Here is a 20,154-nt window from a genome sequence, read left to right on the forward strand (position 1 = left end):
ATGGCGATTGCAATCGATCGTGAATTGGCAGGAGATATAAACAATCCTAGCTTTGACGTAATCAATTACTGTATTGAGGAACATCAGAAAGAAATTCCTCGTCTTCAAATGCTTTTTGATTACTATGAAGGGAATCCACACAAAGTGGGAAAAGAGTCGAATAAGACACCTCATGAAAAAGATGAGTATTTTGTTAATAATGCAAAATACGTAACCGACTTGATGGTTGGCTTTACAGTAGGAGCACCAATTTCCTATACAGGAGCCAAAGGGAAAAATGTTCAGCCCGTTCTTGATGCTCTTGATACCATGAAAGTGAAAAAGCACGACAAGGAACTTGAAAAAGGTTTATCGACGATGGGAATTGGAACTGAGTTGCACTATTTAGCGATTAAACCGGGGACAGAAAACGAGACGATTCCTAAAATTGCTTGGATTGATCCTCGTGGGATGATTGTTGTTGTAGATGACACTGTTGAGCGGCAAAAGCTATTTGCTATTCGACCAATTGAAAAGCAGGATTTGAAACGAAAAAAATTTTGGGAAGTTCAGATCATTACAACAAAAGGAACAATCATCTACAAATCTAAAACAAAGAAGCTATCTAGTGACTCCATGTTGGATACGCCTAAATTTAAAGAGCATTTCTACCAAGAAGTACCTGTTGTTGAGTTTAGAAACAACGAAGAGAAGCAAGGTGATTATGAACAACAGCTTTCTCAAATTGATAAATATAACCTTTTACAAAATGATCGTATTAAAGACAAAGAAAACTTTGTAAAGGCGATCATGTTTCTATTTGGTTTTGGTCTCCCTGATGAAAAGCCAAATGATATTAATGGAACTATGGCTGTAGAAGCGCCGTCAAAAGAAGAAGGTGGAGACGTAGAATACGCTACGAACACTTTTACAGAATCAGAAGTTCAGACGTTGGCTGATTCGTTACTAGATGACTTCCATAAGACGACATATGTTCCTAATCTGAACGACGAAAGTTTTGCCGGAAATATCAGTGGCGAAGCAATGAAGTATAAATTGTTTGGTTTACTGCTTGTATTGTCAATTAAGATCGGGTATTTAGAAGACGGCATTGTAGAACGACTTCGATTATTACAGAATATTTTACGTGTTAAGGGTCAAAATGTTGACGTGGATGGTGTGACAATAAAGTTCAAGCCTAACCTTCCAATAAATCGATCCGAAATCATCAAACAAATCAGTGAATCTCAAGAGTTTATCCCGCTGTTAATTAGTTTAGGATGGCTTGATGATATTGATAATCCAGAAGAAGTTCTTGATATGTTAGAGGAACAAAAGACTAAGAACATGGAAATGCAAGCTAAAGCATTAGGTGTGCAGGCAAAAGACAGTCACTCAGATTTAGATGATCCACCAGGAGAAAAAGAAGATGAGGAGAATGATGATGAATAACCTAATTGACAAAAAGCTAGCAGAAATGCATGAGAATAATAGGACTTTGGAATCAACTTTTTTTGAGCAACAGAAAGGATTGAGCATGGTGGTCAAACAAAGCAGGTTCGTGTTTGATGAATGTATCGCGAATGGATTCACCGAGGACCAAGCTCTAAAACTAGTTATAGGATTATTTTCAGGAAACGGGGGTTAACTGAATGATCAAAGCAACGTTCAAAAAAATTAATGATTCGTTTATTGAGTATGAAGTCATTGGACACGCTCATTTTGCTGAACCCGGTAAAGACATTGTTTGTGCCGGTGTCTCTGCTCTCTTTATTACGATTACTAATCAATTGCTATGTAAAACTAATGTGAAGGTACAAGATCAGAGAGTGTGCATTCTTAATCCAAATGAGATCGATAATGCACTAGCAGAAGCGTTACTTTGCGGGTTGTATGATATTCAGCAAAAGTATCCCGAACATGTTTCGGTAGAGGTGATTGGAGCTGATTAAATGGCTCAAAAGAAACAAAAACAAGACGACTCTTATTGGCTCGATCGAGGAATAAAACAAGAGAAAAAAATCAATGATGCCGCTCAACGAGTCGAGCAAGAGGTTTTATCAGCCTACCGTCAAGCTCAGAGTTACTTAACTCGGCAAGCAAGAAATTTATTTAGTCGGGCGAAGCAACGGTCTGGAATGGATGAAGAAGAAACCAGAGCATTACTTAATCAAACGGTCAAGCCTGATGAACTAGTAGAACTAAGAAAGCTTGCTGATGATGTATCTAATCCTGATCTCCAGACATCAGCCAGAAAACGATTGAATGGTCTAGCGTTTAAAGAGCGAATAACAAGATCCGAAGACTTGAAAGCTAAGTCTTTTTTAGTTTCTAAACAAATAGCCGATGTACAACTTGATAAATCGACTGAATTCTATGTTGATGTCATACATGATTCCTACAATGAAGCAACTGCCGAAGCAGTAATTCAACAAATCGAGCAATCAAAGAACGACTCGATTATCAATGTGTGGGATGGTCAGAAGTATGACTCACAAATAGAGACTTTTAGACAAGCTAAAAAGCGTGGAGTACCAATTGAAGTTTGGAATGACCTTAAATACAGAACAACTGCTTATGTGTTTAAGGAGCTTTCCACTAAGTACACCAAGAACATCCTTGATTCCCATTGGCACGGATCGAACTATTCAAAACGGCTATGGAAAGATACTGAAGCTTTAGCCAAACGTCTGGAAGAGTTATTCACTGTCGAATCAATGACGGGTATGTCCGAGTTCAAAATGGCTAAAGCGATAGCAGCCGAATTTGATCGATCAATTGGAGTTGCTCAGCGTTTAATACGAACTGAGGCCAATTACATGGCGAATCAAGCTAAGCTCAAAGCATGGCGCGACAGAGGTGTAAAAGAGTACCGTTTGATTGCTGTTTTAGATTTCAGGACTTCAAAGATTTGTCAGGGGAAAGACGGTAAGATTTATCTTGTTTCCGAAGCTGTTGTTAATGGGGCTGCCGGAACATACCCGCCATTTCATCCGTGGTGTCGAACAATTGCTGTTGCGTATATCGGAAAACGATCACTGACAGGTAAACGAACTGCTAATGATCCGATCAGTGGTAAAACAATGACAATTGAACAACGTGATACTTACGATGATTGGATGAAAAAGCTCAAAGAAAATTATTCGGATGAAGAAATAGAAGTTCAAAAGAAAATGATTCAGAATCGGAAAAAAGATATATCCGATTTAAAGCGACTTAAGGATACATTTGGGGACGAACATAGCCCGAAATCATTGGAAGAGTATCAAGAAACAAAGTATAATGATACTGAAGGTTGGTCGAATCTGAAAAAGCTATACCAAGATGTTAAATGGATGAAAAACTCCTTCAGCAACTATTCAGTTATATCGGATACTCATCAGTTACAATTCGAAAGTAAGCCGTACTCAGTTAGTGACTGGATCAGAGATGGAGATTTGTACCGTAGGCGTTTTTATGGCAAGAACGGGAAACCTCGTATTGATATAGATTTTTCTGATCATAAGCAGCCAGATGTGCGTAAGTATGTTCCACATACACATGAATGGAACTATTACTGGAGAAATAAGCAGGAGATTCCTGATCATCGACCAGGACGGAAAACTACACTTGCAGAAAATATTGTGAATGAATGGAGGTCAAGTCATAGATCTAAGAGACCGGATTATTCTTAATTTAGAAGCACATGGGGATATTGAGTTTATCTTTAAGAATGATCATTACTTTATTGGTTGGAATCAACAAGAAGACGGGTATGTTATCCTGATTAGTCCGGGCAAAGAACTGGCTGTCTCTCATTCAGAAGATTGGTCCGATGCAATAGATAAGCCGATATTCAAAGATAATCGCTCCATAAGGGATGTCTTCGATCAAATTCAGTTTACTTCCTTTACTATATAATTAACTACAATAAAAAAATCAAGAAGTAGTGCTTAATCGTTAAAACGCGATAAAGTACTATTTTTTTTGCCCATTGCTACTTGGGGCAATATAAATTAAGTGAGCAAATAAACATATGTGGGTTCACAACTAAATATCAAATGATCAAGCACTGTGTCTGGGCTATAGCGTGGATGGAGTGCTTTTTGTTATGCAGTTTTGAATGTGCATGGGTAAGGAGAGTTATATTTATGATGAAAAATAAACAGGAAATGACACGGTTTGTTCGGTCTCTTTGTGAAGGGCCATTAATCAAAATGAATTTACAAATGTTTGCTGAAGAGGGAGACGGTGACGGGGAAGATGGATCAGAAGATGATGAATCCATTTCCTTTAAAAACCAATCAGAATTAGATTCCTGGTTTGATAAAAAAATGTCTAAATCCTTGGAAACTGCAAAAGCTACATGGGATAAAGACCAAGCTCAGCGAATTAAAGACGCAGAGAAAAAAGGAAAGATGACTGCTGAAGAACAGGCGCAATATGAGCTGCAACAAGAACGTGATCAATTAGAAGCAGATCGACTATCACTAAAATGTGAGAAGGACGAAGCAACAACAATCAAAAGGTTAGCAACAGATAAGCTGCCCGATTCATTATCCGACACGTTAAAGCCACTTTATGGCGGAGATGAGGATCAACTAGAAGAAGCGTATCAAGTAATATCCAAGTCGTTTAGAGATGCAGTGGAGTCAGCAGTAAATGAACGGTTGGCAAGTAATGCAACACCACCTGCTGGTCAAAATTCTAGAAACTCTAAAGAATCACTTGGTAGCCGTGCAGCGAAAGCAGCCAACGAGAGAACAGCACCAAGAACTGACCTATGGGGTCAAAAATAGGAGGAAAAAATATGTTTGCAGGAAAGAAAAAAACAGTAGAAGAAATCAACTTTTTAGCGAGTGCTAATTTCCAAAACTTTACGGAACAAGCAGATAAAAGTTATAAGGCTGGAGAGGTTTATCCCGCTAATGATAATACTGCAAAAGGTATTGTCTTTAACGATGTGACAGTCACTGCCGAAACTGGGCCACAGCCATGTTCAGTAATGGTTGAAGGGTATGTTTTAGAAGATCGTTTGCCTGCGGCAGTTGATGCAGATGCAAAAACTGCTATGAAAGAAATTAAATTTAGATAATGGAGGGTATAAATATGTTAACTAAGAAAAAATTGAATTTACAATTATTTGCTGGAACACCAATCACTGATTTATTCACTCAAAATGAAGTTTTGAACTATGTTCGAGATCGTGAGTATGCACCGTTATTAGGCGAAACTCTTTTTCCTGAACGAAAAACACCGTCATTGACTTTTGATCAAATCAACGGAGGTAGCCGAATTCCGATTGCTGCATCGGTTCATGATTTCGATACAGAAACAGAAATCGGTTCTCGTGAAGGTGGAAAGCAAGAGTTGGAGCTATCTCTTATCAAGCGTAAATTACAATTGAAAGAGAAAGATATCATTGCGATTGAAAACCCACGAACTCAAGCTGAACAAGATTATTTGATTGGTCGTGTTTACAACGATATTGATGTTTTAGTAGCTGGAGTACGAGCTCGTATCGAAGCTATGCGTATGGAAATGTTAGCTACTGGAAAAATCACTGTAGCTGAGAATAACTTGAATTTGAATGTGGATTATAACATTCCATCAGATCATCAAGAGGCCTTAACAGGTACTGCAATGTGGACAGATCCTAGTTCAGACCCGTTAAAGGATTTGGAACGATGGATCGATGCAATGGATGTAACGCCTTCGAAGGCGTTGACTTCTCGCAAAGTTTATCGTGCTCTAGCTTCTCATCCAAAGATTATTGCTGCAATTTTTGGTAAGGACTCAGGTCGTGTGGTATCTCAAGGTGACTTAGATGCATTCATGGAAACACACGGATACCCTGTGCTTCGTACGTACGATGAAAAATACAAAGTACAAGGTAAAAACGGTAAGTACACTACGAAAAAATACTTTCCTGAAAATCGTTTTGTAATGTTCACTGACGATACTTTGGGCGAAACGTTATATGGACCGACTGCAGAAGAAACTCGTTTGACTCGTGATCCTTCTGTTGACACTAGTGTTATCGGAAATGTTTTAGCGTGTGTCTATGATGAAACGAAAGATCCAGTTGGTACTTGGACGAAAGCAGTAGCAACTGCATTGCCATCGTTTGCAGCAGCTGATGAAGTTTTCCAAGCGCAACCAATTGCCTAGTAGGAGAATTGTATGAAAGTAAAAGTAATTAACTTACCGGTTTTCTATGATGGAAACCGATACGAAAAAGACGACGAATTAACTATTGATAAAAAGTATTTTGTTTCAGATCTGTTTTCTGAGCAAAAAGTAACAAAAAAGGCTGGAACCTCAAAGGAGGATTAGCTTATGAACCAAACTAATCAAAAACTTATTGAGGATTTGAAAGAAGAACTTTCAAGGAAATTCTCTATCTCTGGAGAAGCAGAGTTAGCAGTTTTAGCTGACGATCTCAAAGATGCAGTGATTGATGCACTAGATTACTGTAATCGGGATACGATCATGGGAAATATGGCTTCAGCAGTAAAAGATATTTACATTTTCCGAAGAAATATAGAAGGAGTAGAAGGAGAGACGTCGCGATCTGAAGGTGGCGTCTCTCAATCTTTTGAAGTTGGTATTCCCAGAAAGATTCGGTCCAAATTGAATCGATACCGTGTCGCGAAAGTGAGGTCGTTCTAATGGTTGCTATGAGATTACGACCGAAAGATCTTTCAACTGTTTATTTAAAGCAGCGACTAACTGGTCAGGATGATGAAGGAAACTTTCAAGAAGGGTTCTCGACCGATTCAACAGAACTTCAAATGAATGTTCAGTCAGCTGGTGGACAAGTCATGGCTTCTGTATATGGGCAGAGTCTTCCTTATATCAAGTCCTGTAAATATCAGGGTGATCAAATCAAAGAAGGACAAAATGAAAAAGATGGTATTTGTCTTTATGTGAGTAAAGATACAGAACCAGATTATGAAATTGTAGCCATTCAAACATTTTCTACTCATTGTAGTGTGACATTGAAGAAACTAGGTGATGAAGATGGGCGTTGAGTTCAGAGGTGCTGACCGTTTGATGTCGAAAATACGAGCGATTCCTAAAGTGATGGAAGATGCTGTTTTCGAAGCGACATTCGATATTGTAGATGAAACGGTAGCGAGAGCCTCAAGTCGGCTGCAATCGTCAATTAAGTATGGATCAGGCGAATTAAGCGGCTCTCCAAAACAAGAAGTCGTAATTGATGGTAAAGGCAAAGTAATCGGTCGTGTGTGGTCAGACAAGATTGAAGCATTGTTTCGTGAATTTGGTACTGGACCTGTTGGGGCCGAATCGCCAAAAGATTTACCGCCAGGGGTGAACCCCGTGTATTCTACCGAACGGTGGTTTATCCCTACTCACAAAACGCCAGTTGACCTTGAAACAGTGTATGGAATTCCAAGAGTGACTATCAAAGGTCAAGATTTCTTTATGACGCATGGACAGCCGGCTAGACCTTGGCTATATCCGTCAATGAAAGAAGTGATTGAAATAGCCGACGACATTTATAAAGATCGCGTGCAGGAAGGACTGAGAAAACTATGACAGAGCGTTATAACATAAAGTCTGATATTGTTACTCAGTTGAAAAAGGTAGTCGAGCTGAAGCTCGTATCTGCTGAATACCCTAATACATGGGCACAAATGCCTGCGGCTATTTATTCGACAAAAGCAAAGCCACACAAGAAAGATATATCTGATAAAGAAGCGTTAACTGAATGGACAGTAAAAGTTGATTTGTATGGAAGTAAATCATTATCAACAATTCAAAATGAAATAATCAAAGTATTGAAAGAAATAGGATTTAAAAATATAGCCAGTGATGATGGCAATCAAGATGCATTGAAGCGTTCGATTCTAACATTCCGAGGAGTGGTAGATAACCGAACGCTTTTTGTATACCAATAATTAGGAGGAAATACCATGAAGAAAACAATTTTGCCGTTGAACTTACAACTATTTGCTGGGTTGCTAACTAAAGACACAGCATTATCCATGAAATCAGGCTCAGAGACTGCCTTTACTGAGATTGAAGGATTACAAGCTGTTCCTGAAATTGGCGGAGATCCAGAACAGGTCGATGTTACAACGTTGAAAGATGCAAATAAAAAATATATTTCCGGTATTCAAGATATGGATTCATTAGAGTTCACTTTCTTGTATGACAAATCAGTATTCACTAAATTGAAGGCAGTGCAAACCTCAGGCAAAGAAGCGCAATTTGAATTGTCTTATCCTGATGGAGCTAAATGCACATTTACTGGCGGAGTGACAGTGAAAATGGGTTCTGGTGAAGTAAATGGAGCGTATCAGTTTACTTTATCTGTAACTGTTTCTGATGGGCCAGATTGGGCGTAAGAGAAATAAATTGATGAAAAACTATACGGTTAAGAAATAGCTCTTGGCCCTATTCAACTATTAGGAGGAAAAAATATGAAACCAATGAAAGTCGAATTTGGAAAGAAAACATTATCTTTAGTATTAGACGGAAAAGCGACAGTGGATATTGAAAAACGATTAGGTAAATCACTGTTCGGCATCATGATGAGCGGGAATGGCGGATTTAAGATGCCGCGTTTAGGCGAGATGCTAACGATTATTCATGCAACGAATCAAACAGCCAATATCAAAATGGCAGATATGCCTGAGATGTACGATGAGTATGTAAATAATGGCGGCTCAATGATGAAATTATTGGAAGTTATCCAAAAATTGATGGAAGAAGCAGGTTTTTTCGGCTCAGAGGAAGAGACGGACAGAACCGATTTAATCGGCGAAGAGAAGAACGAGGAGGAGAGCCTGGTATAAGGTTCTCCTCTTTTTCTGAATTACTAGAAGAAATGTATCCCAAGGCTGTAGAAGCTGGGATACCTGCAGAGAAATATTGGTCAATGACCTATGAAGAAATAGTGTTACAAGCGGAAGCAAATGTTGCGATTAGAAAGCAGCAGCTAGAAGAAAAAGCCATGATGGATTATAAAGCAGCACAATTGAATGCATATGGTTTTAATGATCCGAAGAAAATGCCTAAACCAGATCAACACTATCCATTCTTGAAAAATGAAGATAAACAGGAACAATCGAATCAGCCACAAGCTTGGGAAATTATGAAGGCACGAATGATTGAACGAACTGAAATGATAAAAGCAACACGAAAACGGAAAAATAAACAGGAAAAGGAGGGGATAGATCATGGAACTGGATAGACTTGAGGTCGTCTTTGATGGTGACCTGAGTCCTATTGAGGAAAAGGTCGCTCGATTTGAACAAAAAATGGACTCAATGATGAGTCGAGTCAAAGGTTCATCCAGTCAAGGAATGGATGCGGTAGAAAAAAATTTATCAGATTCTAAAGGGTTCGATAAATTTACCAAGCAATTTGAGAAAATGAATTCGAATTTTGATTCTATGTTGAAGCGAATGAATCAATCAGCTTCCAGAAATGGCGAAGAAGTTGGGAAATCACTTTCTGCAGGTGTGTCTAAAGGCGCTGTGAAAATGACAAAGGATGTCCAAACGGCAGTTGATAAAGTGAACACGCAAATGCAGCAAGCGAAAGCAGCACAACAACGAATTTCTAATTTGCAGGCTAATAAAAACGGTGCTCGATTATCTGGTGACACGAAAAGTGAGTCTAGAATAGGCGAACAAATTTCCAAAGCACAAATTCAGATGAACAAGTCACAACAACAGGCGCAATCAATTGTGAGAGGCTTAAAATCCGAGTATGACGCTATCCCCAACTCCTTATCAAGCATTTCGTCGAAGATGGAAGGCAACGAACGTCAAATCGAGTCTATGAGAGCCAAAGTCAAGGCGCTGAAAAATGAAATGAAGATGCAACAAACAGAAACAGGAAGTTTTTCATCTGGAAAGTGGAAATCCACAGGCGTTCAGGATACTCCACGATCAACCAAGACCGCGGAAGCAATAACCAAACAATCAGCAAAAATGGAAAAAATGATTGCAGACAATGATGCTTTACAACGTTCATATGCTCAGTTGGAAGATCGTTCTGGCGTTCTAAAGACAGCGTTGTCTAGTGTAAATACGGAACTTGGCGAGCAACCTGTAAAAGCTCGTATGGCAGCAAATGGCATGAGAAATCTTTCGGGGTCTACGAAACAATCCGAAGGACTTTTTTCTCGATTTAAGAACATGATGAGTAATTCCATCGGTCGATTTGGTGGTCTTTTTGATCGACAATCGAAGCAAGTCACTAACGGAACATCTAGAATGGCTCAGGGTATGGGTGGCTTTGGCCGATCCATGAAAATGCTATGGTCACAGTTGTTCTTGTTCACCTTCTTGTATCAAGGAGTTATGACACTAGCAGGAGGGCTTTTTAAAGCGTTACAAACGAACGCACAGTTTTCAGCTAGTTTAAATCAAATAAAAGTCAATTTATTAACAGCGTTTTATCCAATCTACCAAGCAGCGTTACCAGCGATAAATGCATTAATGTCAGCATTAGCTAAAGTTACAGGCTACATTGCTGGATTTATATCCACGCTTTTCGGAATGAACATCGGCGATGCATTTAATGGAGCGCAAGGATTAATGAATAACGTGCAAGCCCTAGATGATACGGGTAGTGCTGCTTCTGACGCCTCAGACGGCTATGATGAAATGGCACAATCCATACGTGATTCTAATAAGCAGCTAAAAGCACAACATGACCAAACTGAAGCGGCAAGAAAAAAAGTCAAAGAATATAAACGATTACTAGCAGGGTTTGACGAATTAAATATTTTAGATTTTAGCAATGACTCTGATGAAGATTTCTCGGACCCTTTTGTACCGCAAGAAATTCCTTCGAAACCTAAGAATCCTAATGCTGGAGGGAGTAAAGCGCCTTGGGCTGATTTTGGTTCAGCAACAGTTCCAGAAACGCCCAAATGGTTAACGGACTTTGCCAAAAAATTTAAAGATATTATGTCTCAACTTTTTGACCCTATAAAAAAAGCCTGGGATGCACAAGGTCAAAAAGTCATTGACGCCTGGAAATACGCTCTTAGAGAAGTTGTCGGATTGATTCAAGCGATAGGTGAATCGTTCATGGAAGTTTGGACCAATGGAACCGGTCAAAGGTTTGTTGAGAATCTTCTAATCCTCTTGGCAGACGTACTAAGTATTATTGGGGATATTGCAGGTGCCTTTAAGAGAGCTTGGGAAGACAATGGTCGAGGAACAGCATTAATCCAATCGATTTTCGATATGTTCAACTCTATATTAGAGTTGCTCCATCAAATTGCAGTATCATTTAGAAACGCTTGGAATGACGGAGTGGGCGAACGTATAGCAGCAAATATTCTTGAAATATTTACAAACATCAACAATACTATTATCAATTTGGCCGATCGTCTTTCAATTGCGTGGCAAACTGGAAACATCGGTGAATCGATATTTAGACGTATTTTAGGTATTTTTGAAGGTTTACTAGTAAATATTAATAATATTACGAAAGCAACAGCTGAATGGGCTAAAAAGCTCGATTTCACCCCTTTGTTACAGTCAATAGATGGATTGTTGAAATCAATACAGCCGTTAACCAAGAATATCGGTGCTGGTCTGGAATGGTTTTATAAAAATGTTCTATTGCCATTAGCAGGCTTTACAATAGAAAAGCTGATTCCAGCATTCTTTGATGCGTTGGCGGGAGCGATTGATCTCGTAAATGGTATTATAAATGGTTGTAAACCGGCTTTTGATTTCTTGTGGAACTCTATATTAAAACCACTAGCTGAATGGACCGGAGGTGTCATAGTAGATGTCTTGAAAAAGCTAGGGGATACTCTTTCAAACATTGGTAATTGGATATCAGAACACCAAGAAGGTTTTTCAAACTTTGTAATAGTTATCGGATCATTTGCTACAGCATTAGGACTGGTAAATGCAGCGCTAGCAATTTGGAACACAGTTGCGGTTATTGCCACGGGAGTTACTGGAGCTTTAGGGGCAGCTATTGCTTTTCTTACTAGTCCAATTGGGATTGTAGTAATAGTCATTGGCACTTTAATTGCGGCTGGAGTACTACTTTATAAGAATTGGGACGTTATCAAAGAGAAAGCTGGACAATTAAAAGATTGGATCGGCGAAAAATGGGATGCAATAAAAAATGCAACCTCAACGGCTTGGGATAACGTAAAGAATTGGACATCAGAAAAATGGGAAGCTGCAAAGAATGCAGTTACTTCAAAAGCCAATGATATTTATAATGCTGCTAGAGATAAATTTACCAACACAGCTAACACTGTTCGTGATAAGGCAGGACAGGCAAAAGATTGGGCAGAAGAGAAGTTCAGAAATCTCGCAGATGGAACAAAAAGTAAATTTGATGATATAAGATCTTCAGCACAATCAAAATGGTCTGACATTTCAGAAAAAGTTCGATCTGGTGCAGAAACGGCTAGAAGTAAAGCTGAAACGGCATTTTCATCTATGAAAGATAATCTTGGAAAATCATTACATGGGGTTAAGGATACTGCCTCTGAAGTATTTGGAAAGATTGGCGGATGGGCAAAAGATTTACCTGGAAATATCGCAAAAGGCTTATCTGATGGTTTACAGTCTATTAAACAAGCGATGAATAATATTGCGAATGGATTAGCCTCTGGTATCGGTAAAGGTGTTAACGGCATTATCTCAGGAGTTAACTGGGTGATGAGTAGCTTGGGTGCTGGATGGCGACTATCATCTTGGCAAGTTCCATACTTTAGTTATGCAACAGGCACCAATTCACATCCTGGCGGATTAGCTATGGTAAACGATGGAAGCGGCAGCAATTGGCGTGAAATGTATAAATTGCCGAATGGACAAATGGGTATGTTTCCAAATCAAAAAGACTACATGGTCAATCTTCCTAAAGGGACTCAAGTATTAAATGGTAGAGATACTAGTAACTTTATGAGTAACATTCCTCATTATAAGGGTGGATTAATTGATAGTGTGAAAGATTTCTTCGGTTCAATAAGTCCTAGTTCGTTACTAGACAGGGCATTTGAAAAGTTTGTTGATATTTCAGGTATTCCAGAACCGGGAGCCTCGATGGCGATGGGTGCTGCTAAAAAAATAAAATCTAGTGCTTATCGCGTAGTTAGTGATCGAATATCTGAATTATTTAGATTAGATCGAGAAAATAGCAGGAATAAAAAAGGCTTTGCTAATGGTGGGCGCGTCGATAATTTTGGATGGTACAAAATGGCTGAAGGCGACGATACTGAATGGGTCGTACCCGTTACCAAACCGCAACTCGCATTTCAAAGAATTAATGAAGCACTTGATTTCATGGGGTATGATGGTATCCCAGATTTATCTATGCCAGATGTGTTCAGAGAGTCTTCTGAAAACTATTCAGGTGGAAGCTCAGGTAAGAAAGGAACATCAAGAATGTCTATTTCGGGAAACGGTATGGAAGGACTATCTAATAACTTATTATCCAATTTAGGTGAATCCATTGCTAACGCGATCATCAAAGCTTTGGGGAATATAAATTCAACCGGTGGCGACCAACCAATAGAAGTGATTCTTGAAATAGATTCTACTCATTTTGGGCAAGTGGCCGTTAAAGGTATCAATCAGTACCATGAACAAATAGGTACTGTAGAGCTAAACTTATAAGGGGGAGAAATATGGATTTTATAATTTCGGGATCAAAGGTGGCTACACCAAAAGAACTTAGTGTGAGTATCCAAACCTTAGATAGTGGCTCTAGTGGCCGAAATGCGAATGGAGAGATGGTTAGAGATATTTTAGGGAGTAAAACTAAATTGGACGTAAAGTGGGGACCTTTGGATACTTCAGAGGTCTCTTTAATTTTACGTTTGTTTGATGCAGCTTTCTTCACAGTTAGGTATTTAGATCCCAAGGAAGCAGGGGTAATTACGAAAACATTTTATTGTGGTGATAGAACAGTCCCAGTTTATTCTTGGAACGCAAAATTTTCAAAAATGATGTGGCAGGGGTTGTCCGTGTCGTTAATAGAAAAGTAGGTGAGAAGAATGCTGACAGTAACAAGTGAGTTTTTTGAAGCCTGCAAAGACAAAGAACGTGAAGTTTTCACTCGTGTAATTATTAATAACAAAACAATTTACTTTAAAGATAGTATCAAGATGATTGATTATTCAATGGGGGCTTTAGGAGGGGAAAGGTTCCAGATTGGTTCCACACAATCTGCGACACTAAAGATTGTTTTCTCGGAAATCATTGAGAATTTTAAGGAACTCGATGAAATTAAAGTTGAAATCGGGTTTAAAATACGAGGAACGGGGCTACCTTCTAATATAAATAATGTTTCGAAGGTAAATAGAGCACGCGTTGGAAGAGCCAGGTTAGTCAGCTATGTTGCTGATAGATATGAGTTTGTACCGCTAGGGACGTTCTACGTTTCAGGTCGAGTTGATCCAGACAGAAACGAGAAAACTACTACAGTTGAAGCAAGAGATGGCTTTATCTTCATGGAGTCAACATACGAATCTAACCTGAACTTTCCTGCAAAACTAAGCGACGTAGCATTAGAGATAGCAAATAAAAGTGGAGCCGTTATCGATCCAATATCATTTAATCATTTGAGTAATTACTCCATTAATAATCCGACAGGATACACGTTTAGACAGGCAATAGGATTAATCGGGCAATTTGAAGGTGGTTTTGCTTGTTTTGATAGAGAAGGTAAGCTAGCTATTCGAACACTATCAGATCCGAACTTCAAAATAGATCCTAACGAATATTTTTTGAAAGGTCTTACTAAAAACGAGTTACTTTATCAGCCAAGAGGATTGTCTTGTAAAGTTGTAAATCCGACAGAAGGATCAAGTAACGAAACGACAATTCTGCAGTCTGGATCAAAAAACGGTGCGCAGATTTCTCTTGAAAATAATGTCATGACCCAAACTTTATTGGATGATATTTTCCAGAAAATAAGATACATCAATTTTTTCCCAATTAATGTGAAATGGAGAGGGAACCCCGCTATTGAGGTAGGCGATTGGGTCACCCTGACAGATAGAGAAGGAAAAAATTTCAAGTCTCCTGTTTTGAATTATTCAATGACGTTCGATGGTGGTTTTAGTTCCGTGATAAGCGCAGATTCGAAAGCTTATTCATCCAATGTGTCATCTTTCAAAGGTCCGCTCCAACAGAAACTTGATGATATGGATTATAGAATTGATGCAGCGGGTAAAAATAATGTGTATGAAGGTACAGAAGAGCCTCAAAATCCCAAGGAAGGCGACATTTGGTTTAAAAAGAATGGGCCCGATGATGAAATTTGGGTTTACAAGCAGACTTCTCCAGGAGTCTTTGAGTGGGTAATGACAACTTCTACAGCTCTCGAAGAAAGTATTAAGAAGCAAATTGAAGATAGTACTCCTAAGGACGAAATCGTCAAGACCATTAATCTCAGTACAGAAATGGACGGCAAAGAATGGCTGAAAATTAAGGGCGCTAAGTTATGGTTAACGAACGAGACGAAGATTGACAAAGCCATAATCACTTCAGCAATGATTGGATCAGTTGATGCCGGAACTATTAGCGTCGGAACCCTAGATGCTTCTAAAATACGAGTCATTAATCTTGATGCTTCGTCAATATCCACAGGGATACTTAATGCTATAACGATTAAAGGAGCAACTATATCAGGTTCTAAAATCACATCTACAGGGATAGATTACAATATGACCTTAGATAATGGAGCAATTCGGTGGAACAGAAACTCTGATGGGAAAAAGGTATTTGAAATATATAGTGCGATCAGAAACCAAAATGAAGGTGTGATGTACTTCACAGTAGAAGATGGTGGAACCTTCAATTTAAAAAGTAATAAACTAGGTAGAAATTTTATCACTGCATATGGTTCAACTAGCACGATGCAATTAAACTTTGACTTAGATAGACTAAGTCTTTATTCGTCAAAAGGGAATACTTTAAGTTTCAGTGTGGAAAGAACAGGTTTTTCTTATAGTGCGAATGACAGTGGGACGTATAGAAATTTGTATTTACGCAGTAATGCTTTCAGAGCAGATATAGGAGGTAACAAATATCTCTACTTAACGAATACTGGATTTTCTATAAATACTGAAGGCATTATGAATTTTATGACAAATAACTCAATTCAGTTGAGAGGAACATCTTGTAGAATCACGAGCGATGCTTCAGTAGATAAATCTTTTTATGTGTATGGCACAAAAAGTTCTATTGTAAGGACTGAGAATTATGGTGAGCGATTACTATATGCTTATGAAACTCCAGAATACTTATTTGCGACATATGGCAAGGCTATCACTAACGATGATGGTTACGCAGAGGTAGATATCGAAAATATTTTCTTGGAAACTATCAATACGGATTCAAAAAACTATCATGTTTTTGTATCCCCATATGAAAATGCAAATGTTCATGCATGTTATTTGGAACATGATCGTTTTATGGTCAAGTCTGACAAACCCAACATAAAATTTAGTTGGCAAATAGTTGCTTATAGAAAAGGATACGAAGAATTCTATTTGGAAACTTTGTCTAGCAATAACGATAAAGCTCCAAAATTACTTCAATATCCAATAAGTATGACTGACATGACAGAGAGAAACTCTAATCAAATATTAAATTATGAGAAGGTGAATTAAATGAATGATAGTAGTTTTGAAGTAAATGCGGAAAGCGTCATTGATCAATTATTAAAAAAACTGTCTCAAGTAGAACTGGAAAACGCTACATTAAAAGTAGCTTTGGAACAAATACAAAATAATAAACAAAAAGTTACAAAAGAAGGTGAGTAAATGTCCTACGAACAGCAAAATTGGGTACCTTACGATGATAATAAAACTGAAGAAGAAAATATTCAAGCTGGTGCTGTAGTCACTGCCGAAAGAATGAATCATTTGGATATTGGACTAGACGAACATGATAAAAATACGACTAATCCTCACAAGGTAACAAAGGCTCAGGTTGGCTTAGGCAATGTAGCAAATGTGGAGCAGGCCAGTAAAACTGAGTTTACTTCTCATTCATCAAATAAAAATAATCCACATGGTGTTACTAAAGCACAAGTTGGGCTAAGTAATGTAGACAACTATACTACGGCTAATCAGACAGACGCAGAGCAAGGAATTGCACCAAATAAATTCGTGACACCAATGGGTGTGAAGCAGCACATAGATGCTCGTATGGCAACTGAGGAAGAAATAGACGAAGGGGAAACTGCAGATAGAATAGTTAATCCTAAATTGTTAGCTGGGTGGGAGACAAAACAACTATTAAAACGTGGTAAACAAATTGTTTTAGGCGAAAACAGACAAGTTACTGATCCATCAAACGTTAGTTTTGGCAATTTTGGTATTTCGGACACTTATCGAGCTGGAACATTTCAGGATGAACAGCCTTATTTTACAGTCAATTCAGATGGGGAAGTCGTAGTTATTAAATCTGGCCAATATTTGATTAGTGGTGTCTGCAAGCGACAATTTCGTACAACTGTTACTCTTTGGCATTATGTAAGTTTGGTGCATAAGGATGTAATTAGTGGTTCGGAAATAAAGTTAGATATGTTCCCATGCGGTGGTACCATTCAAAACAGAAACCGTCAATTTGGACAACAGATACGACAATGTAAAGTTGGAGATAAATTCTGGTGTGCATCGGACTCGAATAACACAACGAATGCTTTACAATTTATCAATATGGATTTCTTTACCATGGAACGGTTAGGCGATTAGATCCAGCACACTTTCGAGTGTGCTTTTTATTTTTAGAAAAGTTGGTGAGTTATGAAAGAAGATGCTTTACAGGATGTCGTAGAACGATTGGTTCGTATTGAAACAAAATTAGATAACTACGAAACATTGAGAGAGAAAGCGGACAGCGCAAAAGATGTTGCCGACAAAGCGCATGCCTTAGCGATTAACAATGCAGAAGACATAAAGGAAATGAAGGCAAACAATAAATGGTCATGGGGTTACATGATCGGTTTAGGCATTACTATATTAGGCTATTTCTTAACTAAGTTATAGGAGGTGAATCGCATGCAAAATAAGACGTTTGAAATTCTTAAATGGATTGCATTGATTGTCATACCCGCATTTGCCACTTTTGTTGGCTTAGTAGGAAAGGCAGTCAACTGGGAATATACCGATGTTGTAGTAATTATCATTACTGGATTAGGCGCTTTTCTGGGAACAGTTTTAGGAGTGTCCAACCGGACATACAAGATGTTTCCCGATGATGAAAAAGAATAGTAGGAGGACTAGAATGAAAAAGAAAATTACTTTATTGAGCCTGGTGATGGCTCTTTTTTTATTGCCGATTCATGGGCTTGCGTACACGGTTAACAACGAATTTAATTTAGGTCCTGGTGAGGGGAGTTCAATTCGAGCGAATCCAAATTATATTGTGGCGCATGATACTGCAAATCCAAATGCAACAGGTCGTAACGAAGCGACCTTCATGAAACGAAATTGGGCAAATGCCTACACTGCTTATATCGTTGGTGATGGAATTGTTTACCAAGTAGGTGAACCAGGTTATGTGCAGTACGGAGGTGGTTCTTATGCCAATGCAAATTCACCAGTACAAATTGAATTACAAGCGACGCCAAATCCTGCACTATTTAAACAAAATTATAAGGTTTATATTGAATTAATTCGTGACAGTGCGAAACGGTTTAATATTCCTCTTACTGTAGACAGTCCAGTAGGCGGCAAAGGGGTCATCAGTCACCAACACATTTCTACGAATTGGTGGGGCGATCATACGGACCCGTATGGCTATTTAGCAAGTCAGGGTGTGTCTCAAGCGCAATTTGCGCATGATGTGAAGTATGGGTTTGAGTCAAACGAGAACAAGCCTGCACCGACTCCAAGCAAACCCGTAGACCCAACTACCGCAGGATCAGGATATTCCGTAATGAATGATGGCAAAGGCAACCATGCTCATGTTGATCAATGGGGGAGAATCGGAAACACCTTGAAGGCTCGTGGTTGGCATATCGCTAATTACAAGTATCAATATGTATTTATTATTGATCGGACCACTGGCAAAGAATTAGCAACTGTCTCTTATACACATCTAGATGTGTATAAGAGACAGCTCCAATAGAAAACGTTTCTATTTTTGTGGATTAATAAAATTGAGAAGAAAGTTTTTATACTCATAGGTGATTTTTTGTTCAGATGAAAAAATACTAAGTTTCCTTCATCATCAGGTTTAGCAGTAGTCAAAGGCACAAGGGTGCTGCCCACTTGTGTATATATCCCTTTGTATTCTTCATGAAAAGGATTTTCCGTTAGTCTCTTTAGCAATTCACTGGCCTTAATGTTCTACCTTCTTCCGCTGGACTCTATCCGAATCAAATTCTAGCATATTTTTTAAACCGATCAAAGATCTATTTACATTGTATAATTCTTGTTGTTGAAACCGTTTTATGCTAAACTGACAATCAGAAACTATCCATTTCTACTCCCTTTTAGGGAGGGCGGGCACCCTGGCGATAGGTGCCTGTTTTTTTTATTGCACTGAAACCTAAAAGTGCTAAACTATTAATTAGAGAGTAGTCCACTCTCGCTTTCTTTTGCCCACTCTTTATCCTACTAGAGAGTGGGTATTTATATTCTCATCATTTCAAACTCCATCATGATCTTCGTTTTCCCAATAACTGCATACTTCTTCACCACAAACTGTTTCCTACTATTGTACTCGCCAGCAACAGCGATCCGCATTCCATCCTCTACATCTGCAAGAAAATTCAACGAGTGGCCAGCAATCAAGCAGCTGCTATCATCAAGCTTAAAATAGACGAGGGACGTTCCGAATACTTAAGAATTTTTACGCTACTTACAATACCATTTAACGATTTCATACGATCACCCCTAGAATAAGATATTCACATCGTACAAACATATGTTCTAGTTGTGAAGGGGAACAATTTATTAAATTTGATTGTTCGTCATATCGCCGCCCAAAGCTAAAAACTGTATGAGTAATCACAAATATCGTTAGAGCTTGAATTTGATATTTGTTCCCTGATGAAGTATATTTGTCTAGGTATTATTAAACCTCTTGAGGAATTCTTGAGCCTTTGTGAATCAAGGAATAAGATAAGAAGCCTTCATGGCCGTTCTGAAAATGGACGAGGATGAACCTAAGAAAAAATAATTTAAATGATTCTATATTTATAATAGTACAAGGA

20 protein-coding genes and 3 pseudogenes are annotated in these 20,154 nt (G+C 38.5%); 22 read left to right on the forward strand and 1 reads right to left on the reverse strand.

Annotated features, from left to right (window positions below):
• The 22 genes and pseudogenes from A5868_RS07330 to A5868_RS07435 all read left to right on the forward strand — a co-directional run.
• Window positions 1-1,431 (forward strand): phage portal protein, encoded by a 1,431-nt coding sequence (locus tag A5868_RS07330; RefSeq protein ID WP_086304029.1) that lies wholly within the window; start codon window positions 1-3, stop codon window positions 1,429-1,431.
• 200 nt (window positions 1,432-1,631) lie between these two features.
• Window positions 1,632-1,931, forward strand: a complete 300-nt coding sequence (locus A5868_RS07340) for a ribosomal-processing cysteine protease Prp (protein ID WP_086304025.1) — start codon at window positions 1,632-1,634, stop codon at window positions 1,929-1,931.
• Window positions 1,932-3,158, forward strand: a pseudogene (locus A5868_RS07345) (minor capsid protein); the annotation flags it as partial.
• Window positions 3,159-4,109: 951 nt separating this feature from the next.
• Window positions 4,110-4,757: a DUF4355 domain-containing protein gene (locus A5868_RS07355; RefSeq protein WP_086304021.1), complete on the forward strand. Its 648-nt coding sequence runs from the start codon at window positions 4,110-4,112 to the stop codon at window positions 4,755-4,757.
• Window positions 4,758-4,768: 11 nt separating this feature from the next.
• Window positions 4,769-5,053, forward strand: coding sequence for a hypothetical protein (locus A5868_RS07360; RefSeq protein WP_086304019.1), 285 nt, complete (start codon window positions 4,769-4,771; stop codon window positions 5,051-5,053).
• A gap of 14 nt (window positions 5,054-5,067) precedes the next feature.
• Window positions 5,068-6,129, forward strand: a complete 1,062-nt coding sequence (locus A5868_RS07365; RefSeq protein ID WP_086304018.1) for a major capsid protein — start codon at window positions 5,068-5,070, stop codon at window positions 6,127-6,129.
• Between the two features lie 12 nt (window positions 6,130-6,141).
• On the forward strand, window positions 6,142-6,294 hold the full coding sequence (locus tag A5868_RS18985; protein WP_176281305.1) for a hypothetical protein: 153 nt from the start codon (window positions 6,142-6,144) through the stop codon (window positions 6,292-6,294).
• A gap of 3 nt (window positions 6,295-6,297) precedes the next feature.
• Window positions 6,298-6,630, forward strand: coding sequence for a phage head-tail connector protein (locus tag A5868_RS07370; protein ID WP_086304016.1), 333 nt, complete (start codon window positions 6,298-6,300; stop codon window positions 6,628-6,630).
• A gap of 8 nt (window positions 6,631-6,638) precedes the next feature.
• Window positions 6,639-6,992 (forward strand): hypothetical protein, encoded by a 354-nt coding sequence (locus tag A5868_RS07375; protein ID WP_086304458.1) that lies wholly within the window; start codon window positions 6,639-6,641, stop codon window positions 6,990-6,992.
• On the forward strand, window positions 6,982-7,521 hold the full coding sequence (locus A5868_RS07380) for a hypothetical protein (protein ID WP_086304014.1): 540 nt from the start codon (window positions 6,982-6,984) through the stop codon (window positions 7,519-7,521). The genes A5868_RS07375 and A5868_RS07380 overlap by 11 nt, the downstream gene beginning before the upstream one ends.
• The gene (locus tag A5868_RS07385; protein ID WP_086304012.1) at window positions 7,518-7,883 is read left to right on the forward strand and encodes a hypothetical protein; all 366 of its coding nucleotides are present in this window, start codon (window positions 7,518-7,520) and stop codon (window positions 7,881-7,883) included. The genes A5868_RS07380 and A5868_RS07385 overlap by 4 nt, the downstream gene beginning before the upstream one ends.
• A 15-nt stretch (window positions 7,884-7,898) precedes the next feature.
• Entirely contained in the window at window positions 7,899-8,333 is a 435-nt protein-coding gene (locus tag A5868_RS07390; protein WP_086304010.1) for a phage tail tube protein, read from the forward strand.
• Between the two features lie 75 nt (window positions 8,334-8,408).
• Window positions 8,409-8,783: a DUF6096 family protein gene (locus tag A5868_RS07395; protein ID WP_086304008.1), complete on the forward strand. Its 375-nt coding sequence runs from the start codon at window positions 8,409-8,411 to the stop codon at window positions 8,781-8,783.
• A 32-nt stretch (window positions 8,784-8,815) separates the two neighbouring features.
• On the forward strand, window positions 8,816-9,181 hold the full coding sequence (locus A5868_RS07400; protein WP_086304006.1) for a hypothetical protein: 366 nt from the start codon (window positions 8,816-8,818) through the stop codon (window positions 9,179-9,181).
• The gene (locus A5868_RS07405; RefSeq protein ID WP_086304004.1) at window positions 9,168-13,595 is read left to right on the forward strand and encodes a hypothetical protein; all 4,428 of its coding nucleotides are present in this window, start codon (window positions 9,168-9,170) and stop codon (window positions 13,593-13,595) included. The genes A5868_RS07400 and A5868_RS07405 overlap by 14 nt, the downstream gene beginning before the upstream one ends.
• A gap of 11 nt (window positions 13,596-13,606) precedes the next feature.
• Window positions 13,607-13,966, forward strand: a complete 360-nt coding sequence (locus tag A5868_RS07410) for a DUF6711 family protein (RefSeq protein ID WP_086304002.1) — start codon at window positions 13,607-13,609, stop codon at window positions 13,964-13,966.
• Window positions 13,967-13,975: 9 nt separating this feature from the next.
• Window positions 13,976-16,597, forward strand: a complete 2,622-nt coding sequence (locus tag A5868_RS07415) for a hypothetical protein (protein WP_086304000.1) — start codon at window positions 13,976-13,978, stop codon at window positions 16,595-16,597.
• Complete coding sequence (locus tag A5868_RS18990; protein WP_176281304.1) at window positions 16,598-16,750, forward strand: hypothetical protein; 153 nt, start codon at window positions 16,598-16,600, stop codon at window positions 16,748-16,750.
• Window positions 16,751-17,686: a hypothetical protein gene (locus A5868_RS07420; protein WP_086303998.1), complete on the forward strand. Its 936-nt coding sequence runs from the start codon at window positions 16,751-16,753 to the stop codon at window positions 17,684-17,686.
• Window positions 17,687-17,737: 51 nt separating this feature from the next.
• On the forward strand, window positions 17,738-17,980 hold the full coding sequence (locus A5868_RS07425; protein ID WP_086303996.1) for a hemolysin XhlA family protein: 243 nt from the start codon (window positions 17,738-17,740) through the stop codon (window positions 17,978-17,980).
• 12 nt (window positions 17,981-17,992) lie between these two features.
• Entirely contained in the window at window positions 17,993-18,205 is a 213-nt protein-coding gene (locus tag A5868_RS07430) for a phage holin (RefSeq protein WP_086303994.1), read from the forward strand.
• 13 nt (window positions 18,206-18,218) lie between these two features.
• Window positions 18,219-19,022: pseudogene (locus A5868_RS07435) on the forward strand (N-acetylmuramoyl-L-alanine amidase); the annotation flags it as partial.
• A gap of 548 nt (window positions 19,023-19,570) precedes the next feature.
• Here the strand turns inward: A5868_RS07435 and A5868_RS07445 are convergent.
• A pseudogene (locus A5868_RS07445) lies at window positions 19,571-19,824 on the reverse strand (hypothetical protein).
• Window positions 19,825-20,154 lie beyond the last annotated feature (330 nt).

Origin of the sequence: Enterococcus sp. 12F9_DIV0723, assembly GCF_002174375.1 — a bacterium.
Lineage (GTDB): Bacteria > Bacillota > Bacilli > Lactobacillales > Enterococcaceae > Enterococcus_A > Enterococcus_A gilvus.